General features: G+C 70.9%; 18 protein-coding genes. 9 read left to right on the top strand and 9 right to left on the bottom strand.

All coding sequences use genetic code 11. The features are described from left to right. Window positions 1-243 precede the first annotated feature (243 nt). On the top strand, window positions 244-516 hold the full coding sequence (locus ACWDAG_RS28235; protein WP_123967319.1) for a hypothetical protein: 273 nt from the start codon (window positions 244-246) through the stop codon (window positions 514-516). Window positions 517-564: 48 nt separating this feature from the next. On the opposite strand, the gene ACWDAG_RS28240 is transcribed toward ACWDAG_RS28235, so the two are convergent. After that, window positions 565-1,302, bottom strand: a complete 738-nt coding sequence (locus ACWDAG_RS28240) for a ferritin-like fold-containing protein (RefSeq protein ID WP_450698361.1) — start codon at window positions 1,300-1,302, stop codon at window positions 565-567. Window positions 1,303-1,772: 470 nt separating this feature from the next. Here ACWDAG_RS28240 and ACWDAG_RS28245 point away from each other — a divergent pair, with 470 nt between their 5' ends. Then, window positions 1,773-4,574, top strand: a complete 2,802-nt coding sequence (locus tag ACWDAG_RS28245) for a DEAD/DEAH box helicase (protein ID WP_450698362.1) — start codon at window positions 1,773-1,775, stop codon at window positions 4,572-4,574. Between the two features lie 130 nt (window positions 4,575-4,704). Continuing rightward, window positions 4,705-5,607 (top strand): alpha/beta fold hydrolase, encoded by a 903-nt coding sequence (locus ACWDAG_RS28250; RefSeq protein ID WP_450698363.1) that lies wholly within the window; start codon window positions 4,705-4,707, stop codon window positions 5,605-5,607. Here ACWDAG_RS28250 and ACWDAG_RS28255 read toward each other — a convergent pair. Further along, window positions 5,604-6,497, bottom strand: coding sequence for an NYN domain-containing protein (locus ACWDAG_RS28255; protein ID WP_450698364.1), 894 nt, complete (start codon window positions 6,495-6,497; stop codon window positions 5,604-5,606). The genes ACWDAG_RS28250 and ACWDAG_RS28255 overlap by 4 nt on opposite strands. 161 nt (window positions 6,498-6,658) lie before the next feature. Between ACWDAG_RS28255 and ACWDAG_RS28260 the strand changes: the two genes are divergently transcribed. Continuing rightward, entirely contained in the window at window positions 6,659-6,811 is a 153-nt protein-coding gene (locus tag ACWDAG_RS28260) for a hypothetical protein (RefSeq protein ID WP_099931158.1), read from the top strand. Between the two features lie 113 nt (window positions 6,812-6,924). Here the strand turns inward: ACWDAG_RS28260 and ACWDAG_RS28265 are convergent, their stop codons facing one another. The 4 genes from ACWDAG_RS28265 to ACWDAG_RS28280 all read right to left on the bottom strand — a co-directional run bounded on the left by ACWDAG_RS28265 (window position 6,925) and on the right by ACWDAG_RS28280 (window position 10,112). After that, window positions 6,925-7,530 carry a MarC family protein gene (locus ACWDAG_RS28265; protein WP_450698365.1) on the bottom strand — a complete coding sequence of 202 codons (606 nt, stop codon included), beginning with the start codon at window positions 7,528-7,530 and terminating at the stop codon, window positions 6,925-6,927. A gap of 75 nt (window positions 7,531-7,605) precedes the next feature. Continuing rightward, complete coding sequence (locus ACWDAG_RS28270; protein WP_450698366.1) at window positions 7,606-8,463, bottom strand: PHP domain-containing protein; 858 nt, start codon at window positions 8,461-8,463, stop codon at window positions 7,606-7,608. Window positions 8,464-8,709: 246 nt separating this feature from the next. Beyond that, window positions 8,710-9,351, bottom strand: a complete 642-nt coding sequence (locus ACWDAG_RS28275; protein WP_450698367.1) for a DUF6758 family protein — start codon at window positions 9,349-9,351, stop codon at window positions 8,710-8,712. A 164-nt stretch (window positions 9,352-9,515) separates the two neighbouring features. Beyond that, the gene (locus ACWDAG_RS28280) at window positions 9,516-10,112 is read right to left on the bottom strand and encodes a suppressor of fused domain protein (protein ID WP_450698368.1); all 597 of its coding nucleotides are present in this window, start codon (window positions 10,110-10,112) and stop codon (window positions 9,516-9,518) included. A 451-nt stretch (window positions 10,113-10,563) separates the two neighbouring features. Between ACWDAG_RS28280 and ACWDAG_RS28285 the strand changes: the two genes are divergently transcribed. Beyond that, on the top strand, window positions 10,564-11,682 hold the full coding sequence (locus ACWDAG_RS28285) for a magnesium and cobalt transport protein CorA (RefSeq protein ID WP_450698369.1): 1,119 nt from the start codon (window positions 10,564-10,566) through the stop codon (window positions 11,680-11,682). A gap of 22 nt (window positions 11,683-11,704) precedes the next feature. After that, window positions 11,705-12,217 (top strand): hypothetical protein, encoded by a 513-nt coding sequence (locus ACWDAG_RS28290; protein WP_450698370.1) that lies wholly within the window; start codon window positions 11,705-11,707, stop codon window positions 12,215-12,217. A gap of 86 nt (window positions 12,218-12,303) precedes the next feature. On the opposite strand, the gene ACWDAG_RS28295 is transcribed toward ACWDAG_RS28290, so the two are convergent. After that, window positions 12,304-13,038 (bottom strand): hypothetical protein, encoded by a 735-nt coding sequence (locus ACWDAG_RS28295; protein WP_450698371.1) that lies wholly within the window; start codon window positions 13,036-13,038, stop codon window positions 12,304-12,306. 214 nt (window positions 13,039-13,252) lie between these two features. Between ACWDAG_RS28295 and ACWDAG_RS28300 the strand changes: the two genes are divergently transcribed. The 3 genes from ACWDAG_RS28300 to ACWDAG_RS28310 are packed head-to-tail and all read left to right on the top strand — an operon-like array spanning window position 13,253 to window position 16,302. After that, the gene (locus tag ACWDAG_RS28300) at window positions 13,253-14,542 is read left to right on the top strand and encodes a magnesium transporter MgtE N-terminal domain-containing protein (RefSeq protein WP_450698372.1); all 1,290 of its coding nucleotides are present in this window, start codon (window positions 13,253-13,255) and stop codon (window positions 14,540-14,542) included. Further along, on the top strand, window positions 14,532-15,125 hold the full coding sequence (locus ACWDAG_RS28305; RefSeq protein WP_351483537.1) for a DUF1003 domain-containing protein: 594 nt from the start codon (window positions 14,532-14,534) through the stop codon (window positions 15,123-15,125). The genes ACWDAG_RS28300 and ACWDAG_RS28305 overlap by 11 nt, the downstream gene beginning before the upstream one ends. A gap of 43 nt (window positions 15,126-15,168) precedes the next feature. Then, the gene (locus tag ACWDAG_RS28310; protein ID WP_099931150.1) at window positions 15,169-16,302 is read left to right on the top strand and encodes an Mrp/NBP35 family ATP-binding protein; all 1,134 of its coding nucleotides are present in this window, start codon (window positions 15,169-15,171) and stop codon (window positions 16,300-16,302) included. A 61-nt stretch (window positions 16,303-16,363) separates the two neighbouring features. On the opposite strand, the gene ACWDAG_RS28315 is transcribed toward ACWDAG_RS28310, so the two are convergent. Together ACWDAG_RS28315 and ACWDAG_RS28320 are read right to left on the bottom strand one after the other, a co-directional pair. Beyond that, the gene (locus ACWDAG_RS28315) at window positions 16,364-17,035 is read right to left on the bottom strand and encodes a hypothetical protein (RefSeq protein WP_450698373.1); all 672 of its coding nucleotides are present in this window, start codon (window positions 17,033-17,035) and stop codon (window positions 16,364-16,366) included. A gap of 285 nt (window positions 17,036-17,320) precedes the next feature. After that, window positions 17,321-17,773 (bottom strand): sec-independent translocase, encoded by a 453-nt coding sequence (locus tag ACWDAG_RS28320; RefSeq protein ID WP_450698374.1) that lies wholly within the window; start codon window positions 17,771-17,773, stop codon window positions 17,321-17,323. Window position 17,774: the final 1 nt, after the last annotated feature.

Genomic DNA, 17,774 nt, shown 5'->3' on the forward strand with positions numbered 1-17,774 from the left:
ACAACCCACAGGCTGAGCCCGATTGTCCCCAGCGAACACCACGTTCTCCACATCGCTGTCCACTGTTCGGCAACGTGACGCGCCGGCGACCGATGGTCGCCGGGCCTCTCCCGTTTCGCCCCAGGAAGTTTTTTCTCCACAACTGGAGCACAAGTCACGCACAGGGGAGGATTGCATTCCGCAGGTCACGGGTATGACGGGCTACGACCGCGAAGGGCAGTGTGGCCGTGTGGGAGGGACTCCATGATGTTGTTCGAAGCGCTCGGATCCGCACTTCTCGGTCTCGTGCTGGCAGGGGCGGCGATCCACCGCCTGTCCGACCGTCTGCCCACCCGTTCGCTGGTGCTCGCGACCGGTGTCGCCGGAGCCCTCTTCGGCGCCTTCGTCACCCACAGCGCGCTGGACCCCGGCAACTTCCTGCTGATCCTGCTCGGCGCGGCGATCGTCTCCGCGGCCTCGCTGTCGCTGCTGGTGCGCCCGGCCGGGAGACTCCGCCGGCGATCAGCGCCGGCGTGATCCCGACCGGGAGGACCAGGACAACCAGGACGACCAGGGAAGCGAGAGCTAGGCGGCGAGCCCCAGGGCGGCCATCCGCTTCGTGTGGGCCTCGGTGATCCGGGAGAACATCCGGCCGACCTCGGCGAGGTCGAAGCCGTCCGCGACGCCGCCGACGAGCATCGTCGACAGGGCGTCGCGGTCCGCGACCACCCGCTGGGACTGCGACAGGGCCTCGCCCATGAGACGCCTGGCCCACAGCGCGAGACGGCCGCCCACGCGCGGATCGGCGTCGATCGCGGCGCGCACCTTCTCCACGGCGAAGCCGGCGTGCCCGGTGTCGTCCAGCACGGCCAGCACCAGTTCACGCGAGTCCGAGTCGAGCCGCGCGGCGACCTCACGGTAGAAGTCGCTGGCGATCGAGTCGCCGACGTAGGCCTTGACGAGCCCTTCCAGCCAGTCCGAGGGCGCCGTCTGCTTGTGGAACCCGTCCAGCGCGGCGACGAACGGCTCCATCGCGCGCGTGGGCTCTTCACCGATCTCCGTGAGCCGGTTCCGCAGCCGCTCGAAGTGGTGGAACTCCGCCGACGCCATCTTGGCCAGCTCCGCCTTGTCCGCCAGCGTCGGCGCCAGCTTGGCGTCCTCCGCGAGCCGCTCGAACGCGGCGAGTTCGCCGTACGCGAGGGCTCCGAGGAGGTCGACGACCGCTGCACGGTACTGGGGGTCCGCGGAGGCCCGGGCCCAGTCCTGGGCGGCCACTCCGGTCTGCTCGGCGGGTGCGTCAGAGGTGTTGTCAGGCGTCGTCATGAAGCGCACAATAGTCCGCTTGCCGAGCCATGGAAGTCCCTGGTCAATCAGTGTGATGACGGCTACGTGACCGAATCGGCCATCGCGTGTGCGTGATTCCGGGGTATGGTGGTAATGCGCCTGCCGACTACTCGACGGGCCGCACGTATGAGGATGCCCGGTCGGTGGCCCGATCGGCTCCGACCCGACAGCCCTCCATATCCGTACGGCACATTGCGTACGGCGCCCGGAGGGACCCCCTCAGCGGTACGAGCGCTAGAGCGTCGGCAGTGGTCCCGTGCGTTACGGCAAGCCCGTAAGGCAGCCGACGTCCCCGGCACGGTCCGTCAAAGACCCCCGCGCTCGCCTCGCACCGCGCACACAGAAGAGGCAGCACCCTGACTACCACGTTCAGAGATCTCGGCATCCTTCCCGAGACCGCCGAGGCCCTCGAGGCCGTCGGCATCATCACCCCCTTCCCCATCCAGGAGATGACCCTCCCCGTCGCCCTCTCCGGCACGGACGTCATCGGCCAGGCCAAGACCGGCACCGGCAAGACGCTGGGCTTCGGCCTTCCGCTCCTCGAGCGCGTCACCGTCCCCGCCGACGTGGAGGCGGGCCGCGCCAAGCCCGAGGACCTCACCGACACCCCGCAGGCCCTCGTCGTGGTCCCCACGCGCGAGCTGTGCACGCAGGTCACCAACGACCTGCTGACCGCGGGCAAGGTGCGCAACGTACGCGTCCTCGCCATCTACGGCGGCCGGGCCTACGAGCCCCAGGTCGAGGCCCTCAAGCAGGGCGTCGACGTGGTCGTCGGCACCCCGGGCCGGCTCCTGGACCTCGCGGGCCAGAAGAAGCTCAACCTCAAGCACGTCAAGGCCCTCGTCCTCGACGAGGCCGACGAGATGCTCGACCTGGGCTTCCTGCCCGACGTCGAGAAGATCATCAACCTGCTGCCGGCCCGCCGTCAGACGATGCTGTTCTCGGCGACCATGCCGGGCGCGGTCATCGGTCTCGCGCGGCGCTACATGTCGCAGCCCACGCACATCCGCGCCACCGCGCCGGACGACGAGGGCGCGACGGTCGCGAACACCTCGCAGCATGTGTACCGCGCGCACAACATGGACAAGCCCGAGATGGTCGCGCGCATACTGCAGGCCGACGGCCGGGGACTGGCCATGGTCTTCTGCCGCACCAAGCGCACCGCGGCCGACCTCGCCGACCAGCTCAAGCAGCGCGGTTTCGCGGCCGGAGCGGTCCACGGCGACCTCGGCCAGGGCGCCCGCGAGCAGGCGCTGCGCGCCTTCCGCAACGGCAAGGTGGACGTCCTCGTCTGCACCGACGTCGCCGCCCGCGGCATCGACGTCGAGGGCGTCACGCACGTCATCAACTACCAGTCTCCCGAAGAGGAGAAGACGTACCTGCACCGCATCGGCCGTACGGGCCGTGCGGGTGCCAAGGGCATCGCGATCACGCTCGTCGACTGGGACGACATCCCGCGCTGGCAGCTGATCAACAAGGCGCTGGAGCTGAGCTTCAACGACCCGCCGGAGACGTACTCCACGTCCCCGCACCTCTTCGAGGAACTGAACATCCCCGCGGGCACCAAGGGTGTGCTGCCGCGCGCCGAGCGCACACGCGCCGGTCTGGACGCGGAGGAGCTCGAGGACCTGGGCGAGACCGGCGGCCGCGGTGCGCGCGGTCGCGGTGGACGCCCCGAGCGGGGTGGCCGGGGCGAGTCCCGGTCCACCGAGCGCGAGCGCCCGGAGCGTACGCCGCGGCGCCGCCGTCGTACCCGCGGCGGGACGCAGTTGGACGCAACGGCCACTCCTGAGGCCTCGACGGCGGTCTCGCCGTCCGAGGAGACCGCCGGTCCCCGCACCCCGCGTCGCCGTCGCCGCACCCGCAGTGGTTCGGCGTCGGAGCCGGTGACGACGGCCACGACCACGGCACCCGAGGCCGCGGAAGCCGCCGTCACGACGGCGGAGGGCCCGGCCCTGGACGCCCCCGAGGCCCCGTCGACGCCGCGCCGCCGCCGCACCCGCAGGTCCGCGGAGAGCACGCCGGCTGCCGAGTCGCTCGCCGCTGAGGCTCCTGTGACAGCGGAAGCCCCGACGGTCACGGAGCCCGAGGCTCCTGCCGCCGCACCGCGCCGCCGGACGCGCAAGGCGACGGCTGCCGCGGAGGCCGCCGTCGACACCGCCGAGGCCACGGAGGCGAAGCCCCGCACCCGGACCCGCAAGGCGACGGCCCCTGCGGAGACCGCGGTCGCCACCGCCGAGGGCACCACCGACTCGGCCCCGGAGCCGACGGAGACCGCGCCGCGCCGCCGGACCCGCAAGGCGACGGCAGCCGTGGAGCCCACTGTCGACACCGCCGAGACCACGGAAGCCAAGCCGCGCCGCACGCGCAAGGCGACGGCTGCTGCGGAGACCGCGGTTGACACGGCCGAGGCCACCGAGGCCAAGCCGCGCACCCGGACCCGCAAGGCGACGGCTGCTGCGGAAGCCGCAGCCGACACGGCCGAGGCCAAGCCCCGCCGGACGCGCAAGACGGCTGCCGCCGCTGAAGCCGCCGTCGACACAGCCGAAGTCACCGAGGCCAAGCCCCGCACCCGGACCCGCAAGGCAGCCGCCCCCGCGGACACCGCCGTCGACACGACCGAGGCCACCGAGGCCAAGCCGCGCCGCACCCGCAAGACGGCCGCTGCCGCAGAGGCCGTCGCCGATGCGGTCGAGGCGAAGCCTCGCCGTACCCGCAAGGCCGCCGCCGTGGCCGAGATCCCGGCGCAGGCCGCCGAGGAGCCCGTGGCCAAGCCGCGGACGCGGAAGGCTGCGGAGGCCGTGGTCGACACCGTCGAGGGCACGGAAGCCAAGCCGCGCCGCACCCGCAAGACGGCCGCCGCCGTGGAAACCACCGAGGCCGCGCCCCGTCGGCGTACCCGCAAGGTCGCCGAGTCCGCCGACGCCACCCCGGCGCCGGAGGTGGCGAACCCGCGTCGTACGCGCAAAGCGACGGCCGCGGTCGACACGGCGGAGGGCACGGAGGCCAAGCCGCGCACCCGCGCCCGCAAGACGGCCGCCGCGGAGACCACCGACGAGGCGAAGCCCCGTACCCGCACGCGGAAGGCCGCGACGGCCGAGATCCCGGCGCAGGCCGCCGAGGAGCCCGCGGCCAAGCCGCGCACCCGTGCCCGCAAGGCCGCGGTACCCGCCGAGGCCGCGGCCGAGGCGAAGCCCAGGGTGCGTCGCACGCGGAAGGCCACGGCCGCCGCGGAGCCCGCGGAGAGCTGATTCGCTCGCTCACCGACGGCCCGGCCCCCACCTCATGTGAGGTGGGGGCCGGGCCGTCGGTCTGTTCGGCTGCGGCCGGATGCCCCAGCCCGTCCCCCTCCCCGACACCCGAGCCGGATAACCTCACCCCATGAGCAGGCCCCCGACCTTCACCCCGCCCCCCGGCGCCCGCGCGTACTCACTGCGCACCGCGCGCGGAGAGTTCGCCGTCGTCGACGCGCCCGTGCCGGACGGCGTCGCCGCCAAGGGAACCGCGCTGCTGCTGCCCGGGTTCACCGGCAGCAAGGAGGACTACAACCCGCTGCACGAGCCACTGGCGGCACGCGGTTACCGGACCGTCGCGGTGGACGGCCGGGGGCAGTACGAGTCCGACGGTCCCGAGTCCGACGAATCGGCCTACGCGCAGGGCGAGTTGGCGCGGGACGTACTCGCCCAGGCCGCCGCCCTCGGGACTCCCGTGCACCTCGTCGGCCACTCCCTCGGCGGGCAGATCGCACGAGCGGCGGTCCTGCTGGACCACGCCCCGTTCCTGTCGCTCACCCTCATGGCCTCCGGCCCCGCCCAGATCTCCGGCTCCCAGCAGCAGCGCGTCAAGCTGCTCCGCGACGCGCTCGCCGTGATGAGCATGGCCGAGGTGTGGGAGGCGATCCAGGCCATGGAGGCGCCGGAGGAGACCGAGACCGGCGAGTCCGGGGAACTGGACGGCGGCCTCGACGACCAGGACGACCTGCGCCGCCGCTGGCTGGGCAACAAGCCCGCCCAGCTCATCGCTACGGGCCGCCAGTTGTGCGTCGAACCGGACCGTGTGGCCGAGCTGGCCGCCGTACCGCTGCCGTTCCACGTCCTGTCGGGTTCCCGCGACGACACCTGGCCGGTGCCGCTGCTCGACGACATGGCGCTGCGTCTGCGCGCGCACCGCACCGTCGTCCAGGGCGCCGAGCACTCCCCCAACACCGACCGGCCCCTCGACACGGCCCGCGCCTTCGCGGACTTCTGGGACGGCACGCAAGTCGGCCAGCAGGCGCCCCGCTAGTACTGCGCCTGGAGGTGCTCCCAGAACCCGTCCCGCAGCGCGCGCCGCAGGTCCGCCTGGCCGCGCAGGGAGTACTGCAGCAGGCCCTCGGCCTCCACCAGCAGGTCCTGGTCCACCGAGCCCGGCAGATAGGGGTGGCCCGGCAGCAGTTCCGCGAGGGAGTCGCGGCCCCGCGCGGCCAGCCACTTCGCGGCGATCTGCGCGCCGACGAAGCGGACGTCGTCACGGCCGGGCCGGGCGGCGGTGGCCTCGTAGGCGACCGCGGCGCGCCGGGAGACGTACGGCTTGAAGAAGTCGAGGTCGAGGGTGCGCTGGCTGTCGACCTCCCAGAGCAGGGGCTCCGCCTGGTTGCGGCCCTCGGGGGCTTCGATGCCCCACAGGTGGACGCGCGCTCCGTACCCCTGCGCCGCCTCGACCGCCGACACCAGGTCCTCGTCGCCGCCCAGCAGTGCCGCGTCACTGATCGCCCGGTGTCTGGCCAGTGACTCCAGGTCCGTCCTGATCAGCGAATCGACGCCCTTCTGCTGGTTGTTGGCGTTCAGGTTGCCGAGCCGGACCTTCACATCCGGGAGTTCGGCGATGGACTGCTGCTCGGCGGTGTGGATGCGGCGGCGGGCGCCGTCGTACCAGTAGACGCGGAGCAGCCGGCTGTCCGCGAAGATCGTGCGGGCCCGGTCGATGAGTGCCTCGATCAGGCCTTCCGCGTCCAGATCGAAGGCGCGACGGTCCTCCGTCCCCGCCACCAGCCGGCCCGCGGCCGCATACAGATACCCCGCGTCGACGAAGATCGCATGGGTCGAGGGTGTCTTCGCCACCTCGGCGAGCATGCGCTGCAGCAGCTCGTTCGTGCGGTCGATGCGGGCGCTGAGGGCCGCGAGGTCGTCGTTCATCGGCTCCATTGTCCCGGCGGTCACGCTGCGAACACAACCGGCCCCGGTCGGTCCTTACCCGCGAGTAGTTAGACGTTCGAAAAATTTCTTTAGCGTAGGGAATGTTTGTAACACGCAGCCCGTTGACTGACACGGAAGACAGCGAGACGAAGGGAGAGGCCATGCGCTTCGAAATCATGCGACTCGACGAGGTCAACGGCACGACCGTGGACAGCAAGGTCGTGGACGCCGCCTCCGTCAACCGGATCGTTCAGCAGGCCGCGGCCATCGGGCAGCGCCTCTGGATCCGGCCGGCCGAGGACTCGGCCGCGTAACAGACGCACGCGTAACAGACGCAACAGACGCGGATCACCGCAGCAGCTTCAGAGCCCCCGTACGGCGTCGACGCCGTACGGGGGCTCTGCGCATGCCCGGCACTCGGCGCGGCTCAGGCGCCCTTGATCACTTGCGTGATGCCGTTGATGATCTGCTGCACTGCGATCGCGGAGAGCATCATGCCCGCGAGTCGCGTCACCAGGACCACGCCGCCGTCCTTGATGACCCTGATGATCAGCAGCGAGTACCGCATCACCAGCCACAGCACGACATGGATGGCGAGGATCGCCGCCCACACCGACATCTGGGTGGCGACACTGTCGGCCTTCTGCACGGCGAGGATGACGGACACGATGGCTCCAGGACCGGCCAGCAGCGGCATGCCCAGCGGTACGAGCGCCACATTGACGTCCTTGGTCTGCTTCGGCTCGTCGGTCTTGCCGGTCAGCAGGTCGAGGGCGATGAGCAGGAGCAGCAGCCCGCCCGCGATCATCAGCGCGGGCACGGAGACATGCAGGTAGTTGAGGATCTGGTGCCCCAGCAGCCCGAAGACGGTGATCACACCGCCGGCCACGCACACGGCCTGGAAGGCCATCCGCTTCTGCACCTTGCCGGGGCGCCCGGCGGTCAGGGCCAGGAAGATCGGGGTGATCCCGGGGGGATCCATGATGACAAAAAGGGTCAGGAACAGGGAGCCGAAGACGGCGACGTCGAACATGGGTGAGCTACACGCCTTGCATGAAGAAGAGCAGGAAGGAAAGAGGGGCGGGAACGGCAGGTGCGGAGGGGATCCTCAGGCTCCGCCGGTCCCCGGCACCGGGAACGCTCCGGTCGCCCGCCGCGTGATCTCCCCGTACACCTCGGGATCCGTGACGTACTCGCCGAGCACGCAGGTCTTCCGGCTGCCGTGGTAGTCGCTGGACCCGGTGGTCAGCAGCCCCAGTTCCTTGGCCAGCCCGCGCAGCCGCGCCCGGGTCTCCAGGTCGTGGTCCATGTGGTCGACCTCGATGCCGTCGAGCCCGGCGGCGGCCATCTCGGCGATCGCGGCCTCCGGCACCGTGCGGCCGCGCTTGCTGGCGCCCGGGTGGGCGAAGACGGTGACCCCGCCCGCGGCCTTGACCAGCCGGATCGCCTCGAAGGGATCCGTCTCGTGCTTCTCGACGAAGGCCCGCCCGCCGTCGGACAGCCACTCCTCGGTGAACGCGTCGCTCACGGTCGGTACGACGCCGAGCTCGACGAGCGCGGTCGCGACATGCGGCCGCCCGACGGAACCGCCCCCGGCGATCCGCTCGACCTGCTCCCAGGTGATGGGCACGCCCAGCCCGTTCAGCTTGGCGACCATGCCCTTGGCCCGCGGCACCCGGTCGTCCCGCACCAGCTCACGCTCGGCGAGCAGCGCCGGCTCCTCGGGATCGAAGAGGTAGGCGAGCATGTGCATGGAGACACCGTCGACACGGCAGGACAGCTCGGCGCCGGTGACGAGCGTGAGCCCCTCCGGCACCGCGGCCAAGGCCTCGGCATACCCGCGGGTGGTGTCGTGATCGGTCAGCGCGACAACGTCCAACCCGGCCCGGGCGGCATTCCGCACCAGCTCAGCCGGGGTGTCCGTACCGTCGGAAGCAGTGGAGTGGGCGTGCAGATCGATACGCACTACGCAGACTCCAAGCGGTGACGGTACGGAGGGGAACGCTCAAGGATAACCGGCGTTTCAACGTCCCCTGTCACACCCGCACCCACTGAGCACCCCCTACCGACACCGCCGTCAGGGGCGCGGGCCCGTATCGATATGCGGCTCCGCCGCGTGGGCGCGATCAGCCACCCACAACCCGCAGACGCCGGACAAGCCCGCACCCCACCCCCGTAGGCGGAACGGCTCGGCAAGCGCGGCGACCCGGCGCTACGGCTCAAGCAAGCGCGGCGACAACGCCCCGCAGGGCACGAGCTCGACCTCCGCCCCCGCATCCCGCAGATCCGTCAGCACCAGCTCGTCGTACATCAGCAACCCGGACTGCTCGGGCCACACAACCGCCCACAGCCACAGCCCACGCGCCTCGCCCGCGAACACCGCCCGGTCGTCGGGGCTGCCGGAGACATGCCACAGCGGGGTGGGCCGCCCGCCCGCCAGCACCTTGGCCTGGGGCGGCTTCTCGACGTTCATGTACGGCCCCGGGTCCGGGCCGTCGATGCCCGCATACCGTGCGCCGAGCCCGACGCCGAGCTCCTCGGCGACCAGGATCAGCTCCCCTATGCCACCGAGCGGTCCCGGCCCGGAGCAGGCCACGGCGGTGGCGCGACCGCCGTGGCGGTCGTCACCCGCGCAGGCCACGCCGGTGAACAGCCAGCCGATCGGCAGCGGCCACGGCATCCACACCGGCACCTGTGTGCGATGCACCACGACACTGAGGGCCTCGACGCTGGGCGGGATCACGGGCTGCAGCGGATGCACGGTGCCGTGCACGTCGCACTGCCAGGTGTCGGAGAAGAGTCCGGGAGCCCTGACCCGGCCACCACACTTCGGGCAACTGGGTTCGCCCCTCATAGGGCCCCACGGTCCTACCCCGGCTCTCCCACGTCAAGGACGATCACCCGTCCGGACGGAACCCTTCACCGGAACCCTCACCACCAGAACCGGATGCGCGGGGGCGCGGTCTTTGCCAACTGACCGATTCCGGCCAGGTGTTGGTGAGCTTGCTCACTCGGCGGTCAGTCGAGCGGGACGGACTTCCGGGACGGGTCGCGGAGGTCCGTGCCGTTCGTCAGCCAGCGCTCCTGGAGAGCCTGGGCGCCGTGCACGCGCTTCCAGGCGGCCTCGTTCGGCGTCATGGGGAGCAGGGGCAGGAAACGGACCGGATCAAGGGGCTCATCGAGATCGAGGTCCTCGACCAGGCCACCGGGCTCGGCGACCAGGACGGAGCTGAACGCGGCGCCGGGCCACAGGGGTTCTCCGACGTCGAGCGAGGCGCCCGGGGCCACGATCACACCCTCGACCTGCGGGGACGCGGCGAGTACGGCGAGCGGGCGCAGCGCCTTGTCGGTGTCGGCGAGGCCGGCGCGCACCGAGAGGATCAGCTCAGCGCGGGGGCCCTTGACCGGGTCGGCGAGCACCGCGGTGGGGTCGCTCATGGGCTGCGCGGACATGCCGAGAGTGGCATAGCGGACGACGGCGCCGTCCCCCGAGTCGTCCCGGAAACGCAGCACCTCGATGCGGTCCGTACCCAGGAACGTGACCGCCGCGCGCGCGTCCGGTTCGCCCAGCGCGCTGCGCAACCGGGCCTCGACCAGAGGGAGAACATCAACCATGCGGCGAGCATAGAACTCGTCAGCACCGGGCAAAGCGGCGCCTTGACACTTTGGGCGGCTGATACTCTGGCCCGGTCGTTCGGGCAGCACGCAGAAGCGTCGCGATCGAGTCCCGACGCCGATTGAGACTCCCTTACGAGGGACCGGCCGGAGGAGGTGGGGCTGTCATGGATCGAAGTCACCCGTGCAGTACCACTCGCTCTTCCCGCCGCTGATACAGCTGATCCGGCTCCGGCTGACCGCCGCCTTTCATGCTCACGTCTTCCTGCGGAAGAGCACTTCGTTTTGCCTGATCTGTCTGATCTGAATCAGTAACGAAGCTCGCCACCGCGATGGTGCGGTGCTCCCCGCTTTGTGGACGTGCCAAACACACGAAGTCAGGACGTCCCCATTCCGGGCAGTTCCATCCGTCGTCGGCGCCCTTGCGTTGCCTGTCACGAAGGAGCCAGCCATGTCGATGATCCGTGACCTCCGCGCCGCGGTCCGGCCGTCCCGCATCTCCCTGCGCAAGGACACCGGCGTGTACGACACGACGCGCGACCCCTCGACGCCGTCCGCCGTCGTCGACTGCGCCGTCTACCGCGACGGGGCCCGCGTCGACACGGGCAAGCCGCTCACCCCGAACGAGGCGATGCGCCTGGTGCGCCGCGACGGGGGCTTCGTGTGGATCGGGATGCACGAGCCGACCGAGGCCGAATTCGCCGGTATCGCCCGCGAGTTCGGGCTGCACCCGCTGGCCGTCGAGGACGCCGTGCAGGCCCACCAGCGGCCCAAGCTGGAGCGGTACGACGACTCGCTCTTCACCGTCTTCAAGACCATCCACTACGTCGAGCACGACCAGCTCACCGCCAACAGCGAGGTCGTGGAGACCGGCGAGGTCATGTGCTTCACCGGGCGGGACTTCTTCATCACCGTCCGGCACGGCGGCCAGGGCTCGCTGCGGGCGCTGCGGCACCGGCTGCAGGACGACCCCGAGCTGCTCGCCAAGGGCCCCTCGGCGGTGCTGCACGCCATCGCCGACCACGTCGTCGACGGCTATGTCGCGGTCGCCGACGCCGTCCAGGACGACATCGACGAGGTGGAGACCGAGGTGTTCTCGCCGGGGCGCCGGGGCGGTGTCTCCCGCGGTGTGGACTCGGCGCGCATCTACCAGCTCAAGCGTGAGGTGCTGGAGTTCAAGCGGGCCGTGTCGCCGCTGCTGCGCCCCATGCAGCTGCTGAGCGAGCGGCCGATGCGGCTGATCGACCCCGACATCCAGAAGTACTTCCGGGATGTCGCCGACCACCTCGCCCGCGTCCAGGAGCAGGTCATCGCCTTCGACGAGCTGCTCAACTCGATCCTCCAGGCCAACCTCGCGCAGGCTTCCGTCGCGCAGAACGAGGACATGCGGAAGATCACCGCCTGGGCCGCGATCATCGCCGTACCGACGATGGTGTGCGGGGTGTACGGCATGAACTTCAAGTACATGCCGGAGCTGCACTGGAAGTACGGCTACCCGGTGATCATGATGCTCACCGGGGTCATCTGCCTGGGCATCCACCGCACGCTGAAGCGGAACGGCTGGCTCTGAGGCGCCTCGATAGGCTGGGCCCATGACAAGCGAGCTGCTCGACCAGGCCCTCGTCGAGGAGGCCACCAAGAAGTCCGGCCTCATCTGGGTCAAGGGTGCCGGTAGCGCGGCCCGTGCGCTGTGGCACGTGTGGCACGAGGGTGCGGTGTGCCTGGTCGGCGACGGGCCCGGCGAGCAGCCGCTGCCGGGGCTGGCCGACGGCGGCTTTGCCGAGGTGACCGTGCGCAGCAAGGACAAGGGCGGGCGGCTGGTGACGTTCGCGGCGACCGTGTCCGAGCTGCCGTCCGGCTCCGCTGAATGGGAGGCGGCTGTCGCCGAGCTGAAGGGCAAGCGCCTGAACGCCCCCGACGGTGAGGCGATGACAGGCCGTTGGGCCCGTGAGTGCCGGGTGCTCCGCCTGGAGCCTGCGGGGGTGTCGGGCCCGCTGCCCGACGGGAGTCTGGCGGAGGCGCCGCTGCCGTCACCGGCGACCACTCGTCAGCCGATCCCTGCGGGGTTGCCGCGGCTGCTCTTCCGGAAGCGCCGGCGCCGCTAGGCGCTCCGCGGGATGGGTGTCTTCGTCCGCGGCGCCATCGGGACTGGTCGCGCAGTTCCCCGCGCCCCTTTCGGGGCGCGGTCCACCTACGTCGGGAGTTTCTTGCCGTAGTCGACCGTTTCGTTCTTCTTCGGCTCGGTCAAGGGGAAGTCCTTGCCCCAGGAGGAGAAGGTGAGGGTGCCGGCGCCGCCCGCTCGTTCCAGGCGGAGGGGGTATGGGGTGCCCTCCAGGGAGACGTCCAGTGTGCCGCCGGAGCCCTTGTCGCCGGTGATGCGGATGGTGCGGGTGCCCGCCTGCTCGTGGTGGCCGTCCGTGGCGAGCGGGCCGTGCAGGGTCAGCAGGCCGTCGAGCAGGACGTCCTTGTCCGTGAACCCGCTGAACTTCTTGTACGAGGGGTCGCCCTGCGGCACCTTCACATACTTGCCGTCGAGTGAGCCCCCGGCAGACGTGTTGCCGTCCGCGTGGTTCCAGAACTCCGCGTCGGCCTTCAGATACAGCTGCTCGCCGATCCGCAGCAGCCCGAAGGCCACCCCCTTGGAGGTGACCGAGCCGCTGCCGCCGCCCGACTTCAGGCGCATGTCGAGGGTGTACGTCCGCCCGTTGGTCACCACGGTTCCGGAGAGCCGTACCGCCTCGGCGGATTCCGCGGCCGCCCTGGTCCTCGACTGGATCTTGTCGGCCGGCAGCTTGCCGACCCCGTTGGTGCCCGCGTCGGGGTCCTCGTTGCATCCTGCAAGCAGCCCCGTCCCCGTCACCACCAGCGCGCACACCGCGCTCACCAGCGAGGTCCGGCGGCTTCGGCCCAGGGCAATCGCAGTCACAGGTGGGGCTGCCTTTCAGTCGAGGGACGCCAGCAGCGTACGGCAGAGTAACGGGTGCCGTTCCGGGCCGGCGGAGCCGGTCCGTCCGGACCCCCCACCAGCGCGGATCCGATCGGTACGGGCTAGCCTGAAGCCCATCCGAGCGGGCAATTCGGAAAAGATGCACAGCAGCGACACGCAGCACTGGACACCCGTACGAAAAGGAGGCGCAGCCATGGCAGCGGGCGCGCCCCGGATCTTCGTCTCGCACCTCGCCGGCGTCGCCGCCTTCGACCCCAACGGCGACCAGGTGGGCCGTGTACGCGATCTGGTCGTCATGCTGCGCGTCGGGCGGCGGCCCCCGCGGGTGCTCGGACTGGTCGTCGAACTGCCCAGCCGGCGCCGCATCTTCCTGCCCATGACCCGGATCACCAGCATCGAGTCCGGCCAGGTCATCACCACCGGCGTGCTCAACGTCCGCCGCTTCGAGCAGCGCCCCACCGAGCGCCTGGTGTTCGGCGAGCTCCTCGACCGGCGCGTCACTCTCGCCGAGACCGGCGAAGAGGTCACCGTCCTCGACGTGTCGGTGCAGCAGCTGCCGGCCCGCCGGGACTGGGAGGTCGACCGGGTCTTCGTCCGCAAGGGCAAGAAGGGCGGCGCCTTCCGGCGGGCCAAGGGCGAGACGCTGACGGTGGAGTGGTCCGCGGTGACCGGCTTCTCCCTCGAAGAGCACGGTCAGGGCGCCGAGAGCCTGCTCGCCACCTTCGAGCAGCTGCGCCCCGCCGACCTGGCGAACGTCCTGCACCACCTCTCCGCCAAGCGTCGCGCCGAGGTCGCCGCCGCCCTCGACGACGACCGGCTGGCCGACGTACTCGAAGAGCTCCCCGAGGACGACCAGATCGAGATCCTCGGCAAGCTGAAGGAGGAGCGCGCCGCCGACGTCCTGGAGGCCATGGACCCGGACGACGCGGCCGACCTGCTCGCCGAGCTCCCGGAGGAGGACAAGGAGCGGCTGCTGACGCTGATGCAGCCGGACGAGGCCGCGGACGTGCGCCGCCTGATGGCGTACGAGGAGAAGACCGCCGGCGGGCTCATGACCACCGAGCCGATCGTGCTCCGCCCCGACGCCTCCGTCGCCGACGCCCTCGCGCGCGTGCGCAACCCCGACCTGTCGCCCGCCCTGGCCGCACAGGTCTACGTCTGCCGCCCGCCCGACGAGACGCCGACCGGCAAGTACCTGGGTACGGTCCACTTCCAGCGCCTGCTGCGCGAGCCGCCGTACACGCTGGTCAGCGCAGTCGTGGACGACGATCTGCAGGCCCTCGCCCCGGACGCCGCGCTGCCGCTGGTGGCCGGGTTCTTCGCGACGTACGACATGGTCGCGGCGCCCGTCGTCGACGAGGCAGGGTCGCTGCTCGGCGCGGTGACCGTGGACGACGTGCTGGACCACATGCTGCCCGAGGACTGGCGGGAGACCGAGTTCCACCTGGAGGACGACGAGGGGGCGGCCCCCCATGCCTCCTGAGCGCGAGACCGGTCGCGAGCGCACCCCGGCGGGTGCGACGGCGACCACGCGCACGCGTCCCCGCCTCGACCAGCCGCGGCCGCCGCGCCGCCGGATCCTGCCGGAGTGGGACCCGGAGGCCTTCGGACGGCTCTCGGAGCGCATCGCGCGGTTCCTGGGCACCGGACGGTTCATCGTCTGGATGACGGTCGTCATCATCGCGTGGGTGCTGTGGAACGTCTTCGCACCGCACGACCTGCGCTTCGACAACTACCCGTTCATCTTCCTGACGCTGATGCTCTCGCTCCAGGCCTCCTACGCGGCCCCGCTGATCCTGCTCGCGCAGAACCGGCAGGACGACCGCGACCGGGTCAACCTCGAACAGGACCGCAAGCAGAACGAGCGCTCCATCGCCGACACCGAGTACCTGACCCGCGAGATCGCCGCCCTGCGCATCGGCCTCGGCGAGGTGGCCACCCGCGACTGGATCCGCTCCGAGTTGCAGGACCTGGTCAAGGAGCTGGAGGGGCGGCAGGACGGCCACCACGAACATGCCGTATTCCCGGCAGAACGGTCGCGCGGACGTGACGTAGACGACCGGTGACGGGCTTACCGGGCCCAGGCTACCGAGCCGTACCATCGTTCCTATGGCTAGCGAAGACGCGGTGCGCGAGGCACTGGCGACGGTGAACGACCCCGAGATCAACCGGCCCATCACCGAGCTCGGGATGGTGAAGTCGGTGGAGATCGGCGCGGACGGAGCGGTCGCGGTCACCGTGTACCTGACGGTCTCCGGCTGCCCGATGCGCGAGACGATCACGCAGCGCGTGACGGAGGCGGTCTCCCGGGTCGACGGCGTCACCCGCGTCGACGTCACCCTCGACGTCATGAGCGACGAGCAGCGCAAGGAGCTGGCGGCCGCGCTGCGCGGCGGCACGGCCGAGCGCGAGGTCCCCTTCGCCAAGCCGGGCTCGCTGACCCGTGTATACGCGGTCGCGTCCGGCAAGGGCGGCGTCGGCAAGTCCTCGGTGACGGTGAACCTGGCGGCGGCGATGGCCGCCGACGGCCTCAAGGTGGGCGTCGTCGACGCCGACATCTACGGCCACTCGGTGCCGCGCATGCTGGGTGCGGACGGGCGTCCGACGCAGGTCGAGAACATGATCATGCCGCCTTCGGCCAACGGCGTGAAGGTCATCTCCATCGGCATGTTCACGCCGGGCAACGCCCCGGTGGTCTGGCGCGGCCCGATGCTCCACCGTGCGCTGCAGCAGTTCCTGGCGGACGTGTACTGGGGCGACCTGGACGTCCTGCTCCTCGACCTCCCGCCGGGCACGGGCGACATCGCCATCTCGGTCGCCCAGTTGGTCCCGAACGCCGAGATCCTCGTCGTCACGACCCCGCAGCAGGCCGCCGCCGAGGTCGCCGAGCGGGCCGGCTCCATCGCCGTCCAGACCCACCAGAAGATCGTCGGCGTGGTCGAGAACATGTCCGGACTGCCCTGCCCGCACTGCGGCGAGATGGTCGACGTCTTCGGCACCGGCGGCGGCCAGACGGTCGCGGACGGCCTGACCCGTACGACGGGCGCCACGGTCCCCGTCCTCGGCGCCATCCCGATCGACGTCCGCCTCCGCGAGGGCGGCGACGAGGGCAAGCCGGTGGTCCTGACCGATCCCGACTCCCCGGCGGGCGCGGCCCTGCGCGGCATCGCGGGCAAGCTGGGCGGCCGCCAGCGCGGCCTTTCGGGCCTGTCGCTGGGGATCACGCCGAAGAACAAGTTCTAGGGCCCGTACGGCAGAGGGGGCGCTGTCCTGGTGGACAGCGCCCCCTCTGCCGTACCCCTGGCTAGGCGTAGGTGCTGATGTCCTTGATCATGGCGAAGCCCAGCCCGTATGCGCTCATGCCTCTCCCGTACGCCCCCAGGTGCACCCCTTGCTGCGTGGAACCCGCGAGGACCCAGCCGAACTCGGACTCGCGGTAGTGGAACGGCGTAGGGACGCCGTCCACCGGCAGCGAGAGCATCGACCAGTCCGGACCGGCCAGGTCGTCCGCGAGGGCCCAGGCCGTCTCGGTCTGCTGCTCCAGCCAGTCGTCACGCAGGGAGTGGTCCATCTGCCCCGGCCAGGTGAAGGACAGCAGGCCCACACCCGCGAGCCAGGCCGCCGAGGACACCGAGGTGGCCTCCAGGAGCCCCGTGCCGTCGGCGCTGCGCCGCACGGGGTTGGCCGCGACCGTGACCACGACCGCGAACTTCTCCTTGGGCTCTCCGGCCGTCCCGACCGCGTACTCGTTCTTCACCGAGGGCTCGTCGCCGTGCCCGATCGAACCGTGTTCGACAGCTTCGTCGGCCGCCGTCCCGACCTGCATCAGCCAGCGCGGGCCCGTGAAGGCCTCATCGAGGCCGTACCACGGGAAGGGCGCCAGCAGGTAGCCGTCGACCGTACGCCGGGCGGAGGGCAGCTGTTCCTGTCCCTCCGCGGCCGGTGCCTGCGCGACCGCCTGACTCGTCGTCTCCATGTGCCCGGACGCCTCCTCGCTCTCGTCGGACCGGAGCGGCCCGCCCCCCTTCGGGCGGCGTTACTCCTCGAAGTACGGTCCGCACAACAACTCGGCAGCATAGCCACCCCACTCAAGACAGCACGGAAACCGCCCGGCGCGCAGGTCGCACCGAGGGCGGGTTTCAGGCCGTGCGGAGGCGCCGTGGACTATGAAACGCGTCACGTACGGCGCGGGTACGGCACGTACGGCGCGGGTACGGCGCAGGGGATCAGCCGGGGCGTACGGCCCCGGAGGCCTGAGTTCTCAGGTGGCGTCCGCGTCGAAGGGCGGGCGCTCGTCTTCCTCGGGCTTCTTCGTCATGTCGACACGGCCGCCGGTGGAACCGGACGAGGAGGAGGACGCAGACGTAGAGGACGAAGAGGGGGACGGCGAGTCGGTGCTGTGGACGGCGTCCGTGACCTCGGCCATCTCCTTCTTCAGGTCGAAGCCGTTGCGGATCTCCTTGAGCCCCAGTTCGTCGTTGTCCAACTGCTTGCGGATGAACGTCTTGGGGTTGAGGTCCTCGAACTCGAAGTCCTTGAACTCCGGGCCCAGTTCACTGCGGATGTCCTGCTTCGCGCTCTCCGAGAACTCACGGATCTTACGGATCGTCCGTGTGACGTCCTGGATGAACTTCGGGAGCTTGTCCGGACCGAAGACGAGCACGGCAAGGACAACGAGCGTCACCAGCTCGAGCGGTCCTATGTCATTGAACACC

Source organism: Streptomyces sp. NPDC001157 (assembly GCF_053598255.1).